This is a genomic window from Pirellulimonas nuda, from assembly GCF_007750855.1.
Taxonomy (GTDB): domain Bacteria; phylum Planctomycetota; class Planctomycetia; order Pirellulales; family Lacipirellulaceae; genus Pirellulimonas; species Pirellulimonas nuda.
Genome location: NZ_CP036291.1, coordinates 235,716 through 256,784, shown reverse-complemented (window position 1 = coordinate 256,784; position 21,069 = coordinate 235,716). Strand labels below are relative to the sequence as shown.

Genomic DNA, 21,069 nt, shown 5'->3' with positions numbered 1-21,069 from the left:
CCAGCGACGACCGATCTACACTTGCCCACGCATGCGTGGGCATGGCGCCCGGCGCCCGAGCCGCCGGCAGCCTACATCGATGCAAGAACAACGACCGCATTCGGCCGCAGGCCTTCGGCGCCGTAGCCTGCGGCAACGCCGTAGGGCAGGCGTCGGCGGCGCGCCCTTTGGCCACAGGCCGCACTCACAGCGCCGCCTGGGGCGGCGCTCCGCTTGCCCCAGGCTACGGTGAACGATGGCCTTCGGCCAAAAGCCCGCCGCCATGCGTTGGACCACGGGGCGTAGCGGGCTTGTTTGTGCTATTTTTGGTCCGCTGCCTCCGTGACCTGCGCGACTGGTCTGCGCGGGTGGCCCGATCGCCAGGCTCCCCCCCTCGTCCAATCAACTCTATGCCGACCCGCCTCCCGCGTATCTCGCTGCAGACGCTGCTGCTGCTCGTGACGATCACGGCGATGGCGTTGGTGATCTGGCAGTTGAGCTCGAAGCTGCTGCCGCTGCGCCGCGAGGTGCAGGCGCTGCGCGACGAGACGGGGCAGCTCACCGTCGACGACCCCACGAAGATCCACGCGATCGCGATGGCCACCGACTACCCGCTCGCCTGGAAATGGCGGGTCTGGGTTCCCGCAGGAAAACGGGTCCGCCTTGCACACTCAACACACCAGGTCTCCAAGGAAGGGCTGCCCCAATCGAACGGCGGCCTTGATCTGGCCGGTCCGCAGGAGTTCGTGGTGACCGTGAAGCTCGACCGGCAGCCCGACGGGAAATGGCGGAGCGGCCTGTCGTACGACGGGGTGACTACCTTTCTGAGGGTTCCTGACGACGCAGACGCCTGGCTCTCCGAGGGTTCTTCGGGGTCACAGTCGAGGCACGTGTCCCGCCGAGGGGTCACCGTGGGCAAGCCGGGCGAGCCGATGGTGCTGCTGCGGAAACGGGTGTTCTATGGTCGGGGCTCGATCCCCCCGCCCACCGAACCACCGCTCACCGATGGCTTGTTGGTATGGATCGCCGAAGAGGGGCCGGAGGCCGACCCGAGCGGGCCGCAGGGCGCCGGGCCGTGAACCGGTTCGGCGGCGCCCGGGAAAAGGCCCCGGCAAACCAGTCCAAGCATCGACGGTCCAAGGGCCCCTGTCATGAAAAACCCGCTGCGGTTCTCGCTCGCGAACCTGCTGCTGCTCACCGCGATCGTGGCGATGGCGATCGCGCTGTGGCAGAACCACCAGAAGCTGGCGCCGCTGCAGGAGGAGCTGGCCAGGCTGCGGGCCGAGACCGGGCAGCTCAACATCGTGGACCCAGAATTGATCCACGCGATCCGAGTGCCGACCGAAGACGACCAGCCGAGCACCTACCGCGTCTATCTGCCGGAGGGACGCGGTTACGGGTTGTACTACAAGGCGAACGGCATCCCGCCGAGCGGGGTTCCAGAGCAGCCCCCGGAGACGCTGCTGGCGGCCGGCGAGTACCTGGTGCGGGTGAAGCTCACGCGGCGGACCGACCCGAAGACGGGCGAGCCGACGCCGTACGCCGTTGCCGACTTCGACGTCAAACCGAGCGCCCCGGGCGTGAACGGGGGACAGGGTTTCATGGTCTCCGTGGGGCAGGACAAGAACGACTGGCTTGTGAACAAGCAGACGGGGGAGACGGCGTTCAGTTGGGGGGGCCCGGGACGGGTGCAGACGACGGCCGACCCCGACGCGCCGCTGGTGGTCTACCGGGCCCGGGCCAACGAGGTGAAGGTCCTCCGCCGCGACGCCCAGGGCGAGCCGGCGAGCTGGAGCTCGACCGCCGTCGAGGGGGACTGCGACGGCTTCATGATCTGGATCGGCGCGGTGGGCCGGGAGAGGTAGCGGGCGGCCGCGGCGGCGCGGCTGTTCCGCGGGCTGATTTCCGGCCCCGGGGGTAGTCCACCTCGCCCCAAGTTGTGTGTATGATGCATCTTCGATCAATCGTTGCGGGGATCGGGGGCGTTGCGGGAATTAGAGGCGGGAATTGGGGGCGGGGAGCAGGCCGTTGGGAACCAGAGAGCGATGAGCGTTACACTTGCCGATGCCGTTAAGAGCGGTCTGATCCCGAACAATCAAGAGCTTGAGTGCAACAAGCTCTTCCGCGCGTGCGTGAAGCTCGAAGGGAGCGACCTGCACCTCAAGGTCGGCAGGCCCCCGATTGTGCGCGTCGGGGGGACGCTGCGGCCGCTGGACCGCGGTCCCATCGACGACGAAGAGATGGTGCGGCTGCTGGTGCCGCTGATGAACGACCGCAACCGCAAGATCTTCGAGAAGGACGGGGGCGCCGACTTCGCGCACACCGTAGACGTCGACGGCGTGCCGTGGCGGTACCGCGTCAACCTGCTGCAGCAGCTGGGGCACATGGGCCTGGTGGCGCGGCGGGTGAGCAACTTCATCCCCGACTTCGAGGGGCTCCACCTGCCGCCGACGATGCAGAACCTCTGCACGTTCGACCAGGGGATGGTGCTGCTGGCCGGGGTCACGGGCTCCGGCAAGAGCACCACGATCGGCTCGATGCTCAACTGGATCAACCGCAACTACCGCAAGCACATCCTCACGCTTGAGGACCCCATCGAGTTCGTCTACACCGAAGAGAAGTGCCTGATTAATCAGCGCGAGATCGGCATGGACGTGATCGACTTCGAGGTGGGCATGAAGCACGCCGTCCGCGAAGACCCTGACATCATCCTGGTCGGCGAAATGCGCGACAAGGAGACCTTCATGACGGCCATCCACGCCGCCGAGACGGGCCACCTGGTGTTCGGCACCATTCACGCCTCGAGCGCGCCGAGCACCATCGGCCGTATCCTCGACCTGTTCCCGCAGGACATGCACCCCGCGCTGCGTAGCGCCATCGCGTTCAACATGCGGGGCATCGTCGCCCAGAAGCTGCTCAAGAGCATCAAGCCGGGGGTGAGCCGGGTGCCGACGGTCGAGGTGATGACGTTCTCTCCCACCATCAAGAAGCTGATCCTGGAAGAGAAGGACGAGAAGCTGGGAGACGCCATCCGCATCGGCGCCGAGGACGGCATGCAAGACTTTACGCAGAGCCTGAAGCACCTGGTGGACATCGAGCTGATCGACCGGGCCATCGCGATGGAGGTGGCCCCGAACCGCGAGGCGCTGAAGATGGCGCTCAAGGGGATTAACGTTTCGCAAGGCGGGATCCTTTGATGCACGACCTGATTTGGCGTTTGTTGCTGGCCGCCGTGGTGGCGGTGGTTTGTATCGGCGGATCGGCGACGTGCCGCGCGCAGGAAGAACCCGACGCCGCGGCCGAGGGGGAGGCGCCCCCCACGGACGCGCCAGAAGAGGGGCCCGAAGCGGGGCCCGAGGCCGCCCCCAACGCAGAACCCGAGGCCGAACCCGCGCCGCCGGCCGGGGGCGACAAGTGGAACGACACCCACTCCTACCCGCGCCTCACGTCGCCGGCCGCGAGCCCCATCAAGCTGATCATCGCGGCGGTGCTGATGCTGGTGTGGGTCGGCACCAGCGACTGGGTCAACCGCGACGCCCAGCAGTACGACCTGGGGGTCGGGCAGTGGAACGCCACCACCTACTTCCCGGGCCTGGTGGCGGGGCTGATGTTCTTGCTGCCGTTCTTGGTCGCCTCGCCGGTGGCTTTCCTGGCCTGGATCGTGCCGTTCGGCCTGTACGTGGCGCACCACAACAGGAGGCTGGAGGAGCACCAGCGGGTGCTGACCAAAGACTGGATGGCGTTCCAGATGCGCGCCCTGGCGGGCAAGCTGGGGATGAAGGTGGCGGCCGAGAAGCAGGCCGACTACGAGAAGGGCGCCCCCGTGCAGCTCAAGGCCCTGGGGGGGGACGAGACCAAGAACAACGCCAACCTGATCCTGGCGCGCAAGAGCCCCGGCTACGTGCTGGTCAAGGACATGGTGGCCGACATGGTCGCCAACCGCAGCGGCCGGCTGCTGATGGACTTCTCGGCCGAGGGGGTCGCCGTCCGCCGCCAGGTGGACGGCGTGTGGCACGCCGGCGAGCCGCGCGACCGCGAGTCGGGCGACGTGCTGCTGGCGGTCATCAAGCAGCTTGCCAACCTCAACCCGGCCGAGCGGCGTAAGGCGCAGTCCGGCATGTTTAGCGCCGAGTACCAGGGGACCAAGTACGCGTGCAGCGTCGAGAGCCAAGGGGTGAAGACGGGCGAGCGCGTATCGCTGGGGTGCCGCAGCAGCAAGCAGAAGATGCTCACCACGCTGGCCGAGCTGGGGATGCGGGAGAAGACCGCCGAGCAGTGGGCCGAGGTGTGCGCCGCGCAGCACGGCACGATCGTGATCGCCTCGATGCCCGAGGGGGGGCTGACCACGCTGACGGACGTCTCGCTGATGGAGACCGACCGCCTGATGCGCGAGTTCCTGGCGGTGGAAGACGTGCACGCCCCCGAGCAAGAGCTGGAGAACATCGGCGTCTTCACCTACGACAGCAAGAAGGGGGAGACCCCCGCCACCCCCCTGCCGAAGCTGATCCGCAAGTACCCGGACGCCTACGTGGTGCGCGACCTGGTAGACGAGGCGTCTACCCAGGCCTACCTGGGGCAGGTCGCCGAGGGGAAGCTGCTGGTGACCACCATCAACGCACGCGACGCCTGCGAGGCGCCGCTGCGGATGATCCAGAAGTACAAGTCGCAGGCCGCGATCGCCGACAACCTCTCCGCGGTGATCTGCATGCGGCTGATCCGCACGCTGTGCGAGGCCTGCAAGGTAGGGTTCGAGCCCGCGCCGGAGCTGCTGGCCAAGCTCGGCATCCCCGCCGGCAAGCTCACCATGCTCTACCGCGAGCCGACCGCCGAAGAGATCAAGAAGCCCTGCCCCAAGTGCGCGGGGAGCTTCTTCGTGGGCCGCACCGGGCTGTTCGAGCTGATCGTGGTGGACGACACGTTCCGCAAGGCGCTCAAGACGCAGCCCAAACCAGAGATCCTACGCAAGGTCGCCCGCCAGGGGGGCATGCGGACGTTCCAAGAAGAAGGGATCGTGCTGCTCGCCAAGGGGGGCACGTCGCTGGCCGAGCTGCAGCGGATCCTTAAGACGTAAGTAGCCCCAATGACCAAGCCCCAATGACCAAGCTGGCGGCGCCGACGGCCGGGGCGATGGTCATTCCGGCTTGGTCAATGGTGATATGGCGCCTCGCCGATCCTTCCACGTAAACCGAATAGCGCATCCTATGGATTCAATCTACTGGCTCTTGGTGGTGTTCGTCGGGTTCGGCCCGGTGGCGATGATGATCCAGGAAGGGTTGTGGAGCAACACGATCACGCTGTTCTCGATGGTGCTCGGCGGGATCACCGCGTTTGCGCTGTACGAGCCGATCACGGTGATGATGGACGAGAACCTGGACGGCGAGTTCACCTACGTACTGGACATCGTGGTGATCTGGTTCATCTACTTCATCGTGGTGGCGGTGCTGCGGACGCTGGGGGGGGCCCTCTCGAAGACCAAGCTGCTGTTCAACAAGCCCATCGACGAGGTCGCCTCGCCCATCGTCGCGCTGGCGACCGGGTTCTTGATGCTAGGGTTCACGCTCTCCACGCTGCACGTGGCGCCGCTCAGCCGCGATTTTGTCCGCTGCATCGCCTACGGGGTGCCCGACAAGGTCTACGACGACGAGGACGCCAAGTATGAGGTCCCGTCCCGGGCCGCGGTAGAGCAAGGGATCGACGAGGCGAGCTGGATCGCCCACCCCGACCTCACCTGGCTCGGGCTGGTCGAGACGCTGCTGGGGGGCTCGCGGTTCGGCCCGGGCGAAGACGGCTTTGTGGCGCGTGACTTCGTCATCAACCGGGGCAACCGCCGCGACCAGTTCGCCGAGTCGGGCGCTAGCTGGCTGCGCGTCCGCCGCTCGGGGCGGTAAGATGACGCCGGGCCCGTACGCCCCCGTCCAGAACGTCCCCCGTCTGGCACGTACTGCACCGTAACCGCGAGCCGTCGCCGTGAGTGAACCCGAATTTGGCGCCTACCGCTCCGTTTCTGTGCTGGCGATCGCCGCGCTGCTGTGCGGGCTGGCCTCGCCCCTGGCGGCGCTCGCGCCGCTGTGCTTCGTGTTCCCGTTGGCCGCGTGCGTGTTGGGCTCCATCGCCTGGGCGCGCGTGACGCGCAACCCCGAGGTGCTCACCGGCGCGGGTCTGGCGCTGACCGGCGCCGCGCTGGGCGCCATGATCGGCGCGGGGGTCATCGCGGTGCAGGCCGCGGAGAACACGCGGGTCGCGTCGCAGGGCGACGCGTTCAGCCGCGAGTGGATCACGCTGCTATTAAACGACAACCCTTCCGCGGCGTTCGCGCTGACCGCCGAACAAGCGCCACCCGCGCCGGGCGCTCCCGGCGCGCCGGGCGCGGGCAGCGACGCCGCCCAGGCCCCCTCGCCGGAAGAATCGTTCGCACGCACAGAACCGGCGCCATCCCTCAGGTCGCTCGGTCGGGGCGCAGAGATCGAGCAGTCAGAGACGCTGGACATGATCCGCGTCGGCCACGGCCGCATCCAATTGGGGCAGCGGCTTCGGGTGAGCGACGGCCAGGCGTCCGTGTCGGTGGTTCTGCACCTCGAGCGGCGCCCCAACGCGATCGGTGGTCCGGCTGTGTGGCGTGTGCTGTCCCTGAAAAGGGAAGACGGGCAGGCCGGTTAATCGGGCCGGTGCGGCGGACCGAGCGCCCAAGACGCCGGCGCCCGTTCGCCATCCGGCAAGGTTTATCAAGATCGTCCGTTCCAGGCCTCTTTTCTGCTGCCACCGGCCATCCGGCCGTGCATCCCGGCCCCCGGGTTCGACGATAGAACCTTGCGAGGCGGAATGCAAACGTTGGACCGGGCTGCAGTGACCCACGACCGAGGCAGCCCGGCGCCACCACCCCCCCGTGTCCGGCCTAGGAGATGGCCGCGACCCATCCGAAAGAAGGAGTCTGAACGTGAACAGGATGAAATGGACGATCGGGCTCGCCCTGATCGCGGGCGGCGCCACTTCGGCGCAAGCACAATCGCCCGTGCAAAGTGCTTTCGACTACCAGCTCACTAGCTGTTGTGAGCCCACCTGCGAGTGCCCAGCGACAAGCTGCTGCGACTCCAACGGCTGCTGCGGCGATGGCTGTGGCGACGTCTGCTGCGGAAGCACCTGCGGATGTGGCGGCGGCGGGGGGCTGGGCTTCAGCTTCTGCCCGTTCGACTGCAACCTGGGCGACCCCTTCGCGTTTAGCTCGATGGTGCTGGGCGACGACACGTCGCTCTACTTCGGCGGCTGGACCCAGGCCGGCATCCACACCGACAACACCCGCTTCTCGGTGGAAGACAACGACGCCCTGGCGTTCAACGACCACCCGGGACGGATCAACCTGCACCAGCAGTGGTTCTTCATGGGTAAGGACGCGGATGGTTCGGACGGCCTCGACTGGGGTTTCCGCGCCGACATCATGTACGGCACCGACGCGGTGAAGACGCAGGCGTTCGGCGCCAACCCCGGCACGTGGGACTACCAGAACGGGTGGGACCGCGGCGGCGGCTACGGCGGCGCCATGCCGCAGCTGTACGGCGAGCTGGCGTGTGGCGACTGGTCCGTCAAGATGGGCCACTTCTTCACGCTGGTTGGATACGAAGTGGTTACCGCCCCGGATAACTTCTTCTACAGCCACGCGTTCACGATGTTCAACAGCGAGCCGTTCACCCACACCGGCGCCCTGGCCACGTACTCGGGCTTCGAGAACGTTGAGTTCTACGGCGGCTGGGTCGCGGGCTGGGACACCGGGTTCACGCAGAACCAGAACGGGTCGATGTGGTTGGGCGGCGCCAGCGTTGGCCTGACCGACAACGTCAACGTGACGTACATCAACTACATCGGGAACTTCGGCGCCAAGAGCGCCGGCGGCAACGGCTACGGTCACAGCATCGTGGCCAACTTCACGATCTCCGACAAGCTCAACTACGTCGCCCAGAGCGACTACGTTGAGACGGGCGACCAGGACCCGAACGGGTTCGACTCGATCGGCCTGAACCAGTACCTGTTCTACTCCTTCAACGACTGCCTCGCGGCGGGCGCCCGGATGGAGTGGTACAAGCTGGACGGCACCTCGTACCAGGGCCTCACCTACGGCCTGAACTACAAGTGCCACGCCAACATCATCGTCCGTCCGGAACTGCGTCACAACTGGACGAACGAGAACGACACCAACCTGGATGGCTTCAACCAGACCGTGTTCGGTGTCGACGCGATCTTGACCTACTAGCCCCGAGCCCGCCCCCTCACTCGGGGCGCCTCAGGACGTAAAAGCGTCAGACCCCCTTCGCCGCCGGTCGCTCTTCGGAGCGGCCGGCGGTTTTTTCGTTTTCGGCCAGGCGTCGGCTCGCCCGCCCCCCTGCTATCACCCCGGGGGCCCCATTGGCGAGCCGGGGCGTCCCCGCCCCCGGCGCGGCCCGATGGCTGCTGCCGGAACTCACCCCGGGTTCTGGGGTTAGATTCTCAACGTCCTTCGCTGGTGACGGCGCGGCGGGCCGCTTAGACTGGGTGAACCCCAGAACCGTCCCACCCGCCTCCCCGAACCAACGGAGCCCTCCCCTACTGGAGGCGCCCACCCCCCGTGGCGATCAGCGACTCGACGATCCAACGCTACACCCACGCCGACCCCGACGTCCGGCTGATGCTACGCGTGCGCGACGACGACACCGCCGCGTTCGAGGAGCTTATGTTGCGCTACCAGAACCGCGTCGCCTCGCTGATGGCCCATCTGGTTGGGCGGCGGGACCAGGGGGAAGACCTGGCCCAGGAGGTCTTCCTGCGCGTCTTCCGCTCCCGCAAACGCTACGTGCCGGGCAGCAAGTTTTCTACCTGGCTGTTCACCATCGCCAACAACGTGGCCTCCAACGCCCTGCGGACCCTCTCGCGCCGCAAGGAAGTACGGTTCGCCCCGGGGGCGCCGGGAGACACGGGCGCCAACCCCTTGGAGAACGCCGCGGTGGCCTCCAGCGGCCTGATGCCGGGCCGGCAGCTCGAGGGCGCCGAGATGCGGGCCGCCGTGCGCGAGGCGGTCGGCGACCTGAACGAACGCCAACGCGTGGCCGTGCTGCTGGCGAAGTTCGAGGGGATGAGCTACGCCGACATCGGCGAGGTGCTGGACATGACCCCCCAGGCGGTAAAGTCGCTGCTCTCGCGGGCGCGTGGGAAGCTACGCACCGCGCTGGAGCCCTACATGGATCAAGGCAAACGCGTCGTGGCGACCAGCGAGGGCGACCATGACGCATGACCCGAGCCCGATGGCCCAGGCGGACCTCGAAGAACTGGTCGCCTACCTCGACGGCGAGCTCCCCCCCGACCTGGCCGCCGCCGTCGAAGACCGGCTCTCCCGCGACGCCGCGTACCGGGCAGAGCTGCAGCAGCTGGACCGCGCCTGGCACGCCCTGGAGGAGCTCCCCAAGGAGTCCGTCGGGGACGCGTTCGCCCGCACCACCATCGAGATGGCCGCGGTGCAGGCCGAAGAAGACCTCGCCCAACTCACCGCCGCGCTCCCCGTCAGGCGCCGGCGACGCCGCTGGGGGATGATCGCCGGGGGCGTGGCCGCGGCGTTGCTGGGGGCGGTGCTGGCCCGTGTGGCCACGATCCGTCAGGAGGGCCCGCTTGTCGCCGGGCTGCCGGCTATTGTGGAGGTCGACACGCTGCGGCAGTTCGACTCGGTCGAGTTCCTGGCCAAGCTCCGCGACCAGGGGGTGTTCGACGACGCGGCCTTGCAGCGTGTCGACGCCCGGGCCGCGTCCTGGGCAGAAGTGGCCCAGGCCGACCCGCTCAGCCGCCGCGCCTGGATCGAGGCGCTGCCGGCCGACGCCCAGGCCGACCTGTGGGAGAAGTCCCGCCGCTTGGCGGGGTTCTCCGAACTAGACCAACGCCGCCTCGCCGAACGCGAGCGGCTGCTCGCTGCCAACGACGACGCCGACACGCTGCGGCACACCGCGCTCGCGTTCCAGGCGTTCATGTCACAACGCCCCCCCGCGGAACAGTCCGCCATCCGCGAGATGCCCCTGGACGAGCGCGTGGAGCGGGTGGCCGAGATGGTGCGACGCGATCATAGCTCGACGCGTCAGCCGCTGTCGGCCGGAGAGATCACGCGGCTGCGCGACGCGATCCGCAAGCTCGACGAAGGGGACACGATCGACCGGCTGCCGAAGCTCTTGCGCGAGCGTGTCGCCGAGCTCCCCAAAGACTTCTCACTGCCGTGGATCCCGGAGCGACGCGGCCAGGGCTCCTCCGGGGGGAACGGCTCCGACAACCGGCGCCGGTTCGACGTCCGCCGCGGCATGACGCAGTGGGCCGACCGGCTCGATCGATCGCCCCCTTGGCAGATCGCGTCGCTCGCCAGGATCTCGAGCTCCGACGAGCAGCCGCGTGCGCTGCAGATGCTGCTGGGGGACGGCTACGAAGCAAAGATCGCCCTGCTGAGCCAAGACTGGGCAAAGACAGAAAGCGTCCTGCTCGAAGCCCTCGACCCCGCCACGCGAGAGCGGCTCAACGCCGCCAGCAGCGAACGCCGCCGTCAGCGGCTCAGCGGCTACGTGATGGAGGTCTCCCGCGACCGCTTTGAAGAAGAGCTGGAGCAGTTCTTCGCCAGCGACGCGATCACCCAAGAAGAACGGCAGCGGCTGCTCGCCGAGCCGACCCCCGACCTGAAGGAGCAGCTCCGCGAGCTCTACCTGAGCCGCGAGCTCAGCGGGCTGGGCGACCCCGCCTGGCTGTTCGGCGGCGGCGGGTTCGGAACCCGGGGTGAAGGGGGCGGCCGGAGTGAGGGGAGCGGCCGAGGTGAGGGGGGCGGCCGGAACGAAGCAGGGGGCCGAGATGACAGAGACGGCCGCGATGATGGCAACGGCCGAGACGATCGGAACAACCGGGGCGACGGGCGACCGGAGCCCCCCGGCGGCGCCGACGGACGCGGCGATCCGGAAGGACGCGGCCGGCCGGGCGGCCCGGGAATGGGCGGCCCGGGAATGGGCGGGCCGGGAATGGGCGGCCCGCCGGGCTTCCTCGGGGGCCCGCCGCCGGGCGACAGGCCGCCGGGACCGCCGGGGCGATCGGGTGGTCAGAGCCCGGAAGGCTCACCGCGACAGGCGCCCGAGGGCTAGCCCCACGGGGTCGTCTCGCAACCCCATGAGCCGGTCGTAGGCCTCCCACTCGCCGCTGCGCTTGGCCAGCATCAGCGGCGCCGGGGCGTACGACGAGAAAGGGGTCGCGCGGTCCTGCTGGGCCAGCGCAGCGTAGAACCGCAGCGCCTCGCGGTCGCGTCCCAGCCTGCCCAGCAGCACCAGCAGCGTTTCTGCCGCGCTCGAGGCGCTGTAGGGTTCGACCGGCTCCTCGGCCCGCGAGCGGAAGTAGGCGAGCGCCTCCTCGACCCGCTCGCCCAGCGTGGCGTCCAGCAGCAGCCGGTGCGTGGGGAAGAACGCCTCGAACGGGGGGGGATCGTTGGGGAGCCAATCGGCGTCCAGCCGCTCGCCGTATTGCGCCAGCTCACCGGCGAGCCGGACATCCTCTGGCTCTTCGAGCAGCCGCGCCAGCCGCACCGCCGAGGTGAGGTGCGAAGCGTCGACGTGCGAGCCCCCCCCCTCCATCAGCCCGGGGTGCTCGGCCAGCAGCCGGCCGACCTCGCGGTGGTTGGGGGGCGCCTGCCCGCTGCGCAGCACGGCGCCGGTGAGGTTCTCGACGAGCTCGTGATGGAGCCGCCGCACCAGCACCGCGGCGCACGCCACCGCGTCGGGGGGATCGAACTGGCCGACCAACTGCTCCAGCGTGGTGACCGCGGCGCAGGTGCCGCTGTGCTCGATCAACCACTCGGCCCCCAGGGCCGGGCAGGCCCCTTCGAACAGCGCCACCTCGATCAACGCGTCGGCCGACTCGCTGTCGGGCGTAGCCAGCCGCAGGGCGTCGCGCATCGTCTGCTGCGCCCCGCACGCCCGCAGGTAGGGCCAAGCGCGGCGGTGCTGGCCCAAGGCGAGCCAGCCCCGGCCCGCCTCGAGGCAGGCCTCGCGGTACGCGGCGGTCAGCTCCGGGGCAGCCGCGGCCGAACCCGCGGCTGAACCGCCGTCATCCGTCAACGGCATCCCCAGCCGGCGGCGGGCCGCCAGCAACTGCGCCTCGAACAGCTCGTCCCAACGCGCGGACGAGCGCAGCTCGTCCGTGAGACGCCGGAGCATCGCGTCTTGGTCTGCGTCGGGCAAAGCAGTACAGCCGTTGCGGGTGGCGCTGACGGTGCTAGATCAACTCGTAGCCGTTGTGGTACTCCGGCTTTACGATCTTCATCAACGCCGGGTCGTCCGGCGTCAGGTTCTTGGCGTCCCACTTCACCAGGCCCCCCTTCCAGACCGCCAGGTTGCCCAGCAGGATCGTCTCGGTGAGCGGGGTGGCGTAGTCCGGGAAGTTGGAGGTGGTGGTCTTCGAGCGGTCCTTGATCGCGTCGAAGAACTCACGGTTGTGGGCGGAGTCGCCGCCGCCGCGGGCCTTCGGGTAGTCGACCTTGATCTCGTCGGCCTCGAGGATCTGGATCCCCAGGTCGGCGTAGTCGCCCGCGGCGTACATCCGGCCCTTGTCGCCGATGATCATCACGCCGCTGGGGGACGGCGGCGGGGTCTTCTTGTCGCCGCCCGTGGTCAGCGTGACGCCGGCGAACAGGTCGTTGTCCGGCTTCTGGCCGCCGTCGTACCAGTGCAGGGTGAACGGGGCGCGGGTCTTGCCGTCCCAGCCGGGCCCGGCGGGGAACTCGAACTTGATCCGCGACCACACCGGGTAGCTGTCGTGATCGTTGGGGGCGGTTTCGGCCTCCACGCTCACCGGGTCGCGCATGTTAAGGCCCATGAACGGCAGGTTGCAGGTGTGGCACGCCATGTCGCCCAGGGCGCCGGTGCCGAAGTCCCACCAGCCGCGCCACTTGAACGGGTGGTAGCCGGCGCCGTAGTCGCGCATCGGCGCGGGGCCGATCCACGACGCCCAGTCGAGCCCGGTGGGGACCGGCGCGGGGGCGGGACGCTTCTCGCCCTGCGGCCAGACCGGGCGGTTGGTCCACACATGCACCTGGCTCACGTCCCCCAGCATCCCGGCGCGGAGCTGGTAGGCCGCCTTGCGCATCGGGTTGTAGGCGGTGTACTGGTTGCCCATCTGCGTCACGACCCCCGACTTGCGGGCGATCTCGCCCAGCCGGCGGGCCTCGTAGATGGTCCGCGTCATCGGCTTCTGGCAGTAGACGTTGATGCCGCGCCGCATGGCCTCCGCAGCGATTAGTGCGTGCGTGTGGTCCGGCGTGCTGACCGTGACCGCGTCGATCTGGTCGCCCATCTGGTCGAACAGCTCGCGGTAGTCCGCAAAGCCCTTGTCGATGCCGTACTCACTCAGGGCGCCCGTCAAGAAGCCCTGATCGACGTCGCACACGGCCACTACCTTGGCGTGTTCCGACGCGTTCATCAGGTCGCTCTTCCCCTTGCCGCCGATGCCGATGCCGGCCACCTGCACCTGCTCGTTGGGCGAGCTGCTCTCGGCCGCCCGCAGCCCCCCGGCGACCCAATAACCCACCCCCGCTGCGGCGCCCGTTTGCAGGAATTGCCGCCGGCTTGCGCCAGTGCTGTTCGACCGGTCGATGGACTTCGGCATCTGAGGAAACTCCACAGGAAGTTGAGCGACAAAGAAGTAGATACAAGGACAACCATCCATGCACGCCACGGGGCGGACCCGCCGACCGAATGCGTGCGACGCTACGGCTAGGTATCATACCCACACCACGCACGACATCCCACCCAGCGGCACTACAAATTTACGACCAGGAGAACTCCCATGACGCACACTCATCGAGCGGCCCCCCCCCGGAGCGGCTGCGGTTTTATGCTGTTTTCGCTGGCGATCTTCGCGTGCTGCCCGGCGGCAGCGGATGAGGGCGACGACGCGATCCGGGCCCACGTCGAGGGCCTGCTGGGCTCCGTGCAGCTCGACCCCCAGGGACACGTGGTCGCCGTGAGCCTCGACGACCGGGCGGTGACCGACGCCCAGCTCGCCCCGCTGGCGGGCGCCAAGCACCTGCAGTCGCTCGCCCTGTGGGGCGCCGGCATCACCGACGCCGGGCTCGACTGGATCACCCCCATCAAGTCGATCACCGAGCTCGACCTGGTGAACACACAGATCACCGACGCCGGCCTGGCCAAGCTGGCGGCCATGCCCCAGCTCCGCTCGCTCGACCTGCAACGCTCCACCCAGGTGACCGACGCCGGCATGACGGCGCTCACCAAGCTGCCGGAGCTGACCTACCTTGAGCTGATCTACAACAAGATCGGCGACCAGGGGCTGAAGAACCTCAGCACCGCCCCCAAGCTCCGGCTGCTGGACATCCGCGGCTGCACCGTCACCGACGCGGGGCTGGCCCACCTGTCGGGCATGCAGACGCTGGCCGCGATCAAGCTCCGCAGCCCCGCCGTGACCGACGCGGGGCTCAAGTCGCTGGCGGGGCTGAAGCGGCTCAAGACCCTCTCGCTGGAAGACGCCTCGATCACCGACGCCGGCATGCCGACGCTGTCGCGGTTCACCGAGATGGACGACCTCAACCTGATGCGCACCCGCATCACCGACGCCGGCCTGCAGCACCTGGCGCCGCTCAAGAAGCTGCGTACGCTCAGCGTCCGCGGCACGTCGCTGCTGGGCCCCGGGCTCGGCAGCCTACAGGGCTGCCCGATGCTGCGGAAGCTCGACCTGAGCGAGACCAGCGTCGACGACCAGGCCATGCAGAGCGTGGCGCGGGTCCCCTCGCTGGCGTGGCTCAACCTGTGGAACACACGCGTCGGAAACGAGGGGCTGCGCAGCATCGCCAAGCTGCCGATCCTGGAGTACCTGAACGTCGACAACACCCGCGTCGACGACGACGGCGTCGCCGCCATCGTCGGCATGCCGAAGCTCTCGACCCTGAGCTTTGTCGAGACCGACCTCTCCGACGACGGCCTCGAGGCGCTCGCCGAGCTCAAGTCGCTGAACAAGGTAGACGTCCGCCTGACCGGCATCACCGACGACGGCATCGAGGCGCTGCAAGAGAAGCGGCCCAACGTGACGATCGACTCCGACTGGTGAGCCATCGCGTAGGTCAGGCTGCGCCTGACGCTGGTGCGCCTACGCTACGGGGCGTCTAGCTGCGGGTGAAGCGCGCCTCGTAGTAGCCCAGCGACTCGATCGGCGCTTCGCGCAGGCACTGGTTGATCACCCCCAGCAGCCGCTGTGTGAGCCCGCTGAGATTGGGGTCGGCCAGCTCCTCGTCCGGGGCCTCGCGCAGCGCCAAGATCACGTTGTGGCGGACCACGTGCTCCTGCGCCGCGAGCTCTCGTCCCACCTTCTTCAGCCGGTAGTGCGGCAGCGTGCCGAACAAGTGGAGCTGCGCCTCGATGATCTCGCCCGAACGGCTGTCGCGCGGCCGGGCGACGTAGAACCGCCCCAGCTCGACCTCTTCGAGCCGCGTCCGTACGGAGTGGTTCCGCGCGCGCTCCACCAAGGCGTCGGGGTCGTAGCACCCCAACGCCAGCGCCGCCATCATGGCCGGCGGCAGCAACTTGGTCAAAATCGGCATGATCGTTACAGCCGGGGTCGGGTCGGCGCCGCCAGCGGGCGCGGGCTAGGTTTGTGGCGCACCGCTGCATCCGTCTCTCCCGCAAGGGTAGGTCATGCGTCCGCCTCAGGCACAACCCGGCCCCACGCGTTTGGTTCAAACGGCCCTCGGCCGGGCGGCCCGGGCGTTGGCCTGCGCGGGCTGCGTGGCGGTCGCCTGTGCGATTGCCGGTTGCGGCGCCCCGGAGGCGCCGGCCGATGAGATCGACGAGATGATGCTGCTGTCGGCCGCCAAAGACGTCGAGGAGGTCCCGCTGGGCGAGTTCTCGGTCTCTATCCCGGGCGTTCGGCCGCACCCCATGGGGGGCCCCGAAGCGCGGAACCTGGTGCAGATGGACTTCCGCCTGAGCATGGAGACCACGGCGGCCGCCGCCTCCGCGGCGCGCCGCGCCGCCGAGCGTCGCCGGGGCGACGTCTGCAACCGCGTGATCGGCGTGTGCCGGTCGACCAACCTCGACGACCTCAACGAACAAGACCTGGTGACGTTCAAGTCGCACCTGCTCGACTCGCTCGAACCGCTGTTCGGGCGCGACGTGATCAGCCGGCTGATCGTGACCGACGTGATGACCAACCCGCTCTAACGCCCACCCCGCGGAACCGACCGATGCGCGCGCTCCTGCTGCTGCTCGCCGCTGCCTGCCCGCTCGAAGCGATCGCACAACAAGCTGCGCACGCCGCGACCCCCAAGTCGGCGACCAATACGACGGCCGGCGCGGGGGCCGACGCGTCGGCCCCCGCGCCGGCCGACGAGCCGGCCTTCGTCGGCGTCGAGGCGGGCTCCTTCTTCATCAAGAACTTCCACCCCACCGAAGGGGTCAAGCAGAAGATCGCGTTCACCCTGCAGCTCGAGGCGCCGGCCGAGGGGGCGCAACGCACCCGGGACCTGCTGGCGGCCCTCAACGGACGCTTCCGCGACGAGGTGATCACCGCGGTCCGCTCGTGCGACACCGAGGTGTTTCAAGAGCCGTCGCTCGCCCGGCTCTCCCGCTCCATCACCGCCCGGCTGCGTCGCACCCTGCCCCAGCTAGCGGTGGGCAAGATCTACTTCACGGACTTCGAGTACTCCGAGGAGTAGCGCCGGCCGGCCCGCGCCCTCGCGCTGCTTGACCCTCCGCCGGCGCCCGGACTAGCATCGTGGGCGACCGACCGCGGGACACCGGAGCCCGCGCAGTGAGCCCTTCCGCCGACCCCCTGGTGGCGCACCATGCTTCGTTTCCCCTGCCTCGTTCTGCTGGTCGTCGCAACCTGCCTCTCGATCGCCGGCTGCGGCGGGCCCGCCGCGCCCCCGGCCGGCGACGCCGCGACCGACAGCACGGCGTCCGGCGACGGGACCGCCGGCAGCGAGCCGGCGGGCGACGCCGACGCCGCGGCCGACCAGCCGAGCGGCCCGTTTGTGCTGGGGGACCTGCTCGACAAGTTCGACCCGCCGCCGCTGGCAGAGATCGACGAATCCGCCGGCTGGATCGACCGCCCCGTGCTGGACGGCGAGGCCCGCATGCGCGAGCTGCTGGCCGAGGACGGGCCGCCGGAGCTGACCGCCGAGCAGGCGCTCAAGCTGCGGAACGACTCCCCCGAGAACAACGCCAAGATTGCTGCGGCGATGGGGCGGCTCGCGCCCGAAGACGGCCGAGGGATCGACTACGACGCAACCGTTGTGCGGCACGTCACCGGCGACCTGAAGAGCTCGAACCCGGTGATGGCCAGCAGCGTAACCGAGGCCGAGTTCGGCTCCCTGACGGGCATCGGGCTGATCACCTTCGACCGCAACTTCGACTACTTCGCCATCAAGGGCAGCGTGGCAGCATGGCAGACGAGCCAGGACCGGCTGATGGACAAGATCGTGATGCGCGACGACCTCACCTGGTCGGACGGCAAGCCCATCACCGCCCACGACGTGGAGTTCACGTTCAAGGTCATCATGTCGTCGGCCGTGCCCATCCCCGCGGTGCGGCAGGGGACCGACCTGCTGAAGTACGTCAAGGCGTACGACGACCACACCCTGGTCTTCTTCCACAAAGAGAGCCTGGCGACCAACACGCCCAACATGCTGTTCCCGATCATCCCCAAGCACGCGTACGCAGACACCCTGGCGGACGACCCGATGATGACCCGCAGCAAGCAGCACTCTGCGCTCGAAGACGCCCCCGTGGTGGGGGGCCCGTACAAACTGACCAAACGCGTGCGCAACCAAGAGTTCGTGCTCGAACGCCGAGACGACTACTTCACCCACAACGGCAAGCAGGTCCGCCCCAAGCCGTACGTCAAACGGGTGCGCGTGAAGGTGATCGAAGACTCTAACACCGCGCTGCTGGCGCTCAAGGAGGGCGACATCGACGAGATGCAGCTCCGCGCCGAAGAGTGGGTCAACAAGACCAGCGGCGACGACTTCTACAAGCGCAACACCAAGGTCTCCGGCACCGAGTGGACCGAGTTCCACTTCCTCTGGAACCTCGAGTCGCAGTACTTCTCCGACAAGCGGGTCCGGCAAGCCATGGCCTACGCGGTGGACTACGACGAGCTCATGAAAACCGTCTGCCTGGGGCTGTACGAGCAGAGCCGCGGCAACTACCACCCCGCCTCGTGGATGTTCCCCAAAGACGGCCCGACGCCCTACAAGCAAGACCTGGACAAGGCCGAGGACCTGCTCGCCGAGGCGGGCTGGACCGACAGCGACGGCGACGGCGTCCTAGACAAAGAGATCGACGGGCGCCGCGTGCCGTTCCGCTTCACGCTGCTGACCTACCAGACCGAGAGCGGCCGGCAGGCCGCCACGCTGATGAAGAACTGCCTCGACCAGATCGGCGTGATCTGCGACGTCAAGCCGATGGAGTTCACGGTGCTGGTGCAGCAGGCGACCGACCACAAGTTCGACGGCATGATGGGGGGCTGGGGCGCGGGCGCCGACCCGGCGACCAACCGCAACATCTTCGGCACGGGCCAGAACCGCAACTACGGGCAGTACTCGAACCCCGAGGTCGACAAGCTGTTCGACGCGGGCGAGCGCGAGTTCGACCCAGAAAAGCGCGCGGAGATCTACGGCAAGATCCACAACATCCTGTGGGAAGACCAACCCTACACCTGGCTCTTCTACCGCAACGGCTTCTTCGCCTTCAACAAAAAGCTACGCGGCTACAACTTCAGCCCCCGCGGCCCGTACAGCTACAGCCCAGGGTTCGAGAGCATCTTTGTGCCAGCGGCGGCGCCGTAGGGGCCATTAGAATTAGGGTGCCTGGGGTCGCAGCGAAGCGGAGCCCCCAGGCGGTCGCGACCGAGCGGCAGCGGTCGTTCGCGCCACCGCTGGGGGCTGCGGCTGACGCCTCCGACCCCAGCCACCCTCAGCGGAGCAACCCAGCACAGCTCATCAAGCCCGAAAGGGATCGATGTCGCTACAATACGGCTCTGGCTTATCGATACTACTCGTAGATAAGCAGGCTGATGCAGGTGTTATCCATATCCACTGTGTCCAATAACAAGTTCGGCGACGGAGTAGGATCCAATGGCAGAACTCGTTGCGGATGCAACGATCACCGTCGGGCAGCTCGTCGTCGTCGAGGGGCAGGCTCCGAACAGCCACTACGGGGCGGTGTTCGAGGACGACGGCATCACCGGCTACTTCTACGGGCTGGACTTCAGCCAGCAGGAGCAGCCGATCGTGGATGCTCGCCAGATATACAACGTGGATCAGGTCACCGACCGGAGCATCCCGTCAGTGGTCCAGATCGCGTTCTCGGCGGACGGGCTCAAGGCCGCGCTCATCATCAACAAATACCCGCACGCGATCATCGACTTCGCGGCCCGGCGTTCGTACTGCCGCACCGGGTTCCCACGGCCGAGCGACAAGTGGTCGGCCCATGGCGCGGAGTGGGACGACTCGGCGGTGGAGCTGTTGCGTTGACAAAGGGACGCCGAACCAGGCGCTGTACCCGACACCGGCCGACTGTAGGCTTTTCCCGACCACAGCTCTTCTGTGCGGCCTGTGCAGGTGAGCTGGGTCGTCAGGCACCCCAAGATGCCGCGCTGGGGCCTTGGTTCGCCGCGAAGCGGAACCCCCAGGCTGACACCACCGAGTGGCAGCGGCGGTCCGCGCCACCGCTGGGCGCTGCGGCTGACGCCTCCGACCCCAGCCAACCGACGGAGCGAACCATCGTTGGAGCCGGTAGCGCCCCGTCTCAGCTTTGGAGCGCCCGGAGTTGGTGCGGTGAAACCCCCACTCCTCCGGGCGCTGACGCTACCGGCTCGATTGGGGCAGAGTGAGTGCTGGAAGGTGCGTCGGTCGATGAATCCGATGCAGGTTCCGAGATTCCGAAACTGCACTCGGTGTTTAGGTCGCTCGTAGTTCTCGAACGTACTCATCATCGCGCAAAAGCCCACCGTCTTCACCGTAATGCTTCTTCAACTCGGCGCCGCAAAAATCACAGAATCGAGTGCACCAATGTCCCGCGAGTTTGAAGTTCGAGATGCCCTCGGCCTTGATGGCCGGGTGCCATGCTCCACGCTTGCGTGGGCATGTGTGGCTCGGTAGTGGTTCGCCTCTGGTGAGTCGCATGCCCACGCAAGCGTGGGCATGGCACCCGGCTCGACATGCGGATGCTGCCGACCGGGTCGTTCGTGGGTGGCGGTCCGGCTTCTTTTGTTCGAAGTTTGTCAGGGTCGCTGCCAAGGCGGCGAAGGCTATTTCGACGATCGGATCTTTAGCGGCAGCCGCCCCATCCGAATCATCCGCTTGCTCCGCATCGACGCTCGACAGATCGATGGCGAGTAGAAGCAGGTCGTCGTCAGCCTCGGCAATGGCGGGGCGGACCGAGGGGCCCAAGTTGTGAGTCAACGTTGGGTCGGCACGCGCGGGCGTTGCGATTCGAGCGAAGGCCACGTCGCTGGCCGGCGCCGTGGCCGAGAGTGAAAAGCCGATGCCGAAGTGGCTTCGCCAGACCTGGTAGTCGACCACACCGAACAGGCGGTTGCCATTACCATCTGTGCCGGTCAGACCCGGCACGCTGCTTCCCAGCCGTCACGCCACACGGGGTAGCATGCGCCCAACCCCAATGCGCTTAGCAGTCATCATCTCGTGCTCGGGCGTCTCGCCCTCTTCCCCAAGAATCGTTACATCCCGCACATTTTCGATCGGCTACGCAGCCAGTTCCGCGGTCCCGAACGCGTAGGCTCCCCTACTTGCAACCGGGACGGCCGGAGATACGCGAGAACCGGTGCGATCGGCGCTTCTGCCGCCTGCCTAGAACCGCACCATTGCGCAGAACCGTCTCAACCCGACTCGTGCGACCATTCTCGTAGAGAAAGTCGCGACAAAACGGTTGCAAGCAGGTTGACAACGCGTCGATGCATGCCTTTGTCGCTTGAAAAAAGCCGCAGGCGGAGACGCTTTGCACGAGTCCAATCGTTCACCACCCGATCGAGGTCGCCGGCATGACGACGTCTGCATCCATTGAGGCTCAGGCCCAATCATCTGCTTGTTGT

18 protein-coding genes are annotated in these 21,069 nt (G+C 67.9%); 14 read left to right on the top strand and 4 right to left on the bottom strand.

The window, feature by feature from the left end:
- Window positions 1-389 precede the first annotated feature (389 nt).
- From Pla175_RS01000 to Pla175_RS00960, 9 genes are all read left to right on the top strand, one after another.
- Window positions 390-1,058 (top strand): hypothetical protein, encoded by a 669-nt coding sequence (locus tag Pla175_RS01000; protein WP_145280442.1) that lies wholly within the window; start codon window positions 390-392, stop codon window positions 1,056-1,058.
- 72 nt (window positions 1,059-1,130) lie between these two features.
- Window positions 1,131-1,844 (top strand): hypothetical protein, encoded by a 714-nt coding sequence (locus Pla175_RS00995; RefSeq protein ID WP_145280440.1) that lies wholly within the window; start codon window positions 1,131-1,133, stop codon window positions 1,842-1,844.
- A gap of 180 nt (window positions 1,845-2,024) precedes the next feature.
- Entirely contained in the window at window positions 2,025-3,176 is a 1,152-nt protein-coding gene (locus Pla175_RS00990) for a type IV pilus twitching motility protein PilT (protein WP_145280438.1), read from the top strand.
- The gene (locus Pla175_RS00985; protein WP_145280437.1) at window positions 3,176-5,050 is read left to right on the top strand and encodes an ATPase, T2SS/T4P/T4SS family; all 1,875 of its coding nucleotides are present in this window, start codon (window positions 3,176-3,178) and stop codon (window positions 5,048-5,050) included. Before Pla175_RS00990 ends, Pla175_RS00985 begins: the two co-directional genes overlap by 1 nt.
- 130 nt (window positions 5,051-5,180) lie before the next feature.
- Window positions 5,181-5,867 carry a CvpA family protein gene (locus tag Pla175_RS00980; RefSeq protein ID WP_197527182.1) on the top strand — a complete coding sequence of 229 codons (687 nt, stop codon included), beginning with the start codon at window positions 5,181-5,183 and terminating at the stop codon, window positions 5,865-5,867.
- 79 nt (window positions 5,868-5,946) lie between these two features.
- Window positions 5,947-6,636: a DUF4190 domain-containing protein gene (locus tag Pla175_RS00975; RefSeq protein WP_145280433.1), complete on the top strand. Its 690-nt coding sequence runs from the start codon at window positions 5,947-5,949 to the stop codon at window positions 6,634-6,636.
- 286 nt (window positions 6,637-6,922) lie between these two features.
- Window positions 6,923-8,221 carry an outer membrane beta-barrel protein gene (locus Pla175_RS00970; RefSeq protein ID WP_231954600.1) on the top strand — a complete coding sequence of 433 codons (1,299 nt, stop codon included), beginning with the start codon at window positions 6,923-6,925 and terminating at the stop codon, window positions 8,219-8,221.
- Between the two features lie 351 nt (window positions 8,222-8,572).
- Window positions 8,573-9,235, top strand: a complete 663-nt coding sequence (locus tag Pla175_RS00965; protein WP_145280429.1) for an RNA polymerase sigma factor — start codon at window positions 8,573-8,575, stop codon at window positions 9,233-9,235.
- Window positions 9,225-11,099 carry an anti-sigma factor family protein gene (locus tag Pla175_RS00960; protein WP_145280427.1) on the top strand — a complete coding sequence of 625 codons (1,875 nt, stop codon included), beginning with the start codon at window positions 9,225-9,227 and terminating at the stop codon, window positions 11,097-11,099. The genes Pla175_RS00965 and Pla175_RS00960 overlap by 11 nt, the downstream gene beginning before the upstream one ends.
- Here the strand turns inward: Pla175_RS00960 and Pla175_RS00955 are convergent.
- Window positions 11,073-12,188 (bottom strand): hypothetical protein, encoded by a 1,116-nt coding sequence (locus tag Pla175_RS00955; RefSeq protein WP_145280425.1) that lies wholly within the window; start codon window positions 12,186-12,188, stop codon window positions 11,073-11,075. The two genes, Pla175_RS00960 and Pla175_RS00955, sit on opposite strands and share 27 nt — an antisense overlap.
- A gap of 34 nt (window positions 12,189-12,222) precedes the next feature.
- The gene (locus Pla175_RS00950; RefSeq protein ID WP_145280423.1) at window positions 12,223-13,611 is read right to left on the bottom strand and encodes a Gfo/Idh/MocA family protein; all 1,389 of its coding nucleotides are present in this window, start codon (window positions 13,609-13,611) and stop codon (window positions 12,223-12,225) included.
- 180 nt (window positions 13,612-13,791) lie between these two features.
- Here Pla175_RS00950 and Pla175_RS00945 point away from each other — a divergent pair, with 180 nt between their 5' ends.
- Window positions 13,792-15,069, top strand: coding sequence for a leucine-rich repeat domain-containing protein (locus Pla175_RS00945; protein ID WP_145280421.1), 1,278 nt, complete (start codon window positions 13,792-13,794; stop codon window positions 15,067-15,069).
- A gap of 55 nt (window positions 15,070-15,124) precedes the next feature.
- On the opposite strand, the gene Pla175_RS00940 is transcribed toward Pla175_RS00945, so the two are convergent.
- Window positions 15,125-15,559 (bottom strand): hypothetical protein, encoded by a 435-nt coding sequence (locus Pla175_RS00940; RefSeq protein WP_145280419.1) that lies wholly within the window; start codon window positions 15,557-15,559, stop codon window positions 15,125-15,127.
- 94 nt (window positions 15,560-15,653) lie between these two features.
- On the opposite strand from Pla175_RS00940, the gene Pla175_RS00935 reads away from it, so the two are divergent.
- The 4 genes from Pla175_RS00935 (at window position 15,654) to Pla175_RS00920 (ending at window position 19,492) form a co-directional block, all read left to right on the top strand.
- The gene (locus Pla175_RS00935) at window positions 15,654-16,178 is read left to right on the top strand and encodes a hypothetical protein (RefSeq protein WP_145280417.1); all 525 of its coding nucleotides are present in this window, start codon (window positions 15,654-15,656) and stop codon (window positions 16,176-16,178) included.
- A gap of 23 nt (window positions 16,179-16,201) precedes the next feature.
- Complete coding sequence (locus Pla175_RS00930) at window positions 16,202-16,672, top strand: hypothetical protein (RefSeq protein ID WP_145280415.1); 471 nt, start codon at window positions 16,202-16,204, stop codon at window positions 16,670-16,672.
- A gap of 129 nt (window positions 16,673-16,801) precedes the next feature.
- The gene (locus Pla175_RS00925; protein ID WP_145280413.1) at window positions 16,802-18,805 is read left to right on the top strand and encodes an ABC transporter substrate-binding protein; all 2,004 of its coding nucleotides are present in this window, start codon (window positions 16,802-16,804) and stop codon (window positions 18,803-18,805) included.
- 288 nt (window positions 18,806-19,093) lie between these two features.
- Entirely contained in the window at window positions 19,094-19,492 is a 399-nt protein-coding gene (locus tag Pla175_RS00920) for a DUF2251 domain-containing protein (RefSeq protein ID WP_145280411.1), read from the top strand.
- A gap of 426 nt (window positions 19,493-19,918) precedes the next feature.
- On the opposite strand, the gene Pla175_RS00915 is transcribed toward Pla175_RS00920, so the two are convergent.
- Entirely contained in the window at window positions 19,919-20,590 is a 672-nt protein-coding gene (locus Pla175_RS00915) for a hypothetical protein (protein ID WP_145280409.1), read from the bottom strand.
- Window positions 20,591-21,069: the final 479 nt, after the last annotated feature.

Excerpts from the sequence above, each read along its gene's own strand:
- Pla175_RS00990 (WP_145280438.1), top strand. The coding sequence starts at position 2,025 with ATGAGCGTTACACTTGCCGATGCCGTTAAGAGCGGTCTGATCCCGAAC.
- Pla175_RS00925 (WP_145280413.1), top strand. The coding sequence starts at position 16,802 with ATGCTTCGTTTCCCCTGCCTCGTTCTGCTGGTCGTCGCAACCTGCCTC.
- Pla175_RS00980 (WP_197527182.1), top strand. The coding sequence starts at position 5,181 with ATGGATTCAATCTACTGGCTCTTGGTGGTGTTCGTCGGGTTCGGCCCG.
- Pla175_RS00945 (WP_145280421.1), top strand. The coding sequence starts at position 13,792 with ATGACGCACACTCATCGAGCGGCCCCCCCCCGGAGCGGCTGCGGTTTT.
- Pla175_RS00960 (WP_145280427.1), top strand. The coding sequence starts at position 9,225 with ATGACGCATGACCCGAGCCCGATGGCCCAGGCGGACCTCGAAGAACTG.
- Pla175_RS00985 (WP_145280437.1), top strand. The coding sequence starts at position 3,176 with ATGCACGACCTGATTTGGCGTTTGTTGCTGGCCGCCGTGGTGGCGGTG.
- Pla175_RS01000 (WP_145280442.1), top strand. The coding sequence starts at position 390 with ATGCCGACCCGCCTCCCGCGTATCTCGCTGCAGACGCTGCTGCTGCTC.
- Pla175_RS00930 (WP_145280415.1), top strand. The coding sequence starts at position 16,202 with ATGCGCGCGCTCCTGCTGCTGCTCGCCGCTGCCTGCCCGCTCGAAGCG.
- Pla175_RS00935 (WP_145280417.1), top strand. The coding sequence starts at position 15,654 with ATGCGTCCGCCTCAGGCACAACCCGGCCCCACGCGTTTGGTTCAAACG.
- Pla175_RS00970 (WP_231954600.1), top strand. The coding sequence starts at position 6,923 with ATGAAATGGACGATCGGGCTCGCCCTGATCGCGGGCGGCGCCACTTCG.
- Pla175_RS00920 (WP_145280411.1), top strand. The coding sequence starts at position 19,094 with ATGGCAGAACTCGTTGCGGATGCAACGATCACCGTCGGGCAGCTCGTC.
- Pla175_RS00940 (WP_145280419.1), bottom strand. The coding sequence starts at position 15,559 with ATGCCGATTTTGACCAAGTTGCTGCCGCCGGCCATGATGGCGGCGCTG.
- Pla175_RS00995 (WP_145280440.1), top strand. The coding sequence starts at position 1,131 with ATGAAAAACCCGCTGCGGTTCTCGCTCGCGAACCTGCTGCTGCTCACC.
- Pla175_RS00950 (WP_145280423.1), bottom strand. The coding sequence starts at position 13,611 with ATGCCGAAGTCCATCGACCGGTCGAACAGCACTGGCGCAAGCCGGCGG.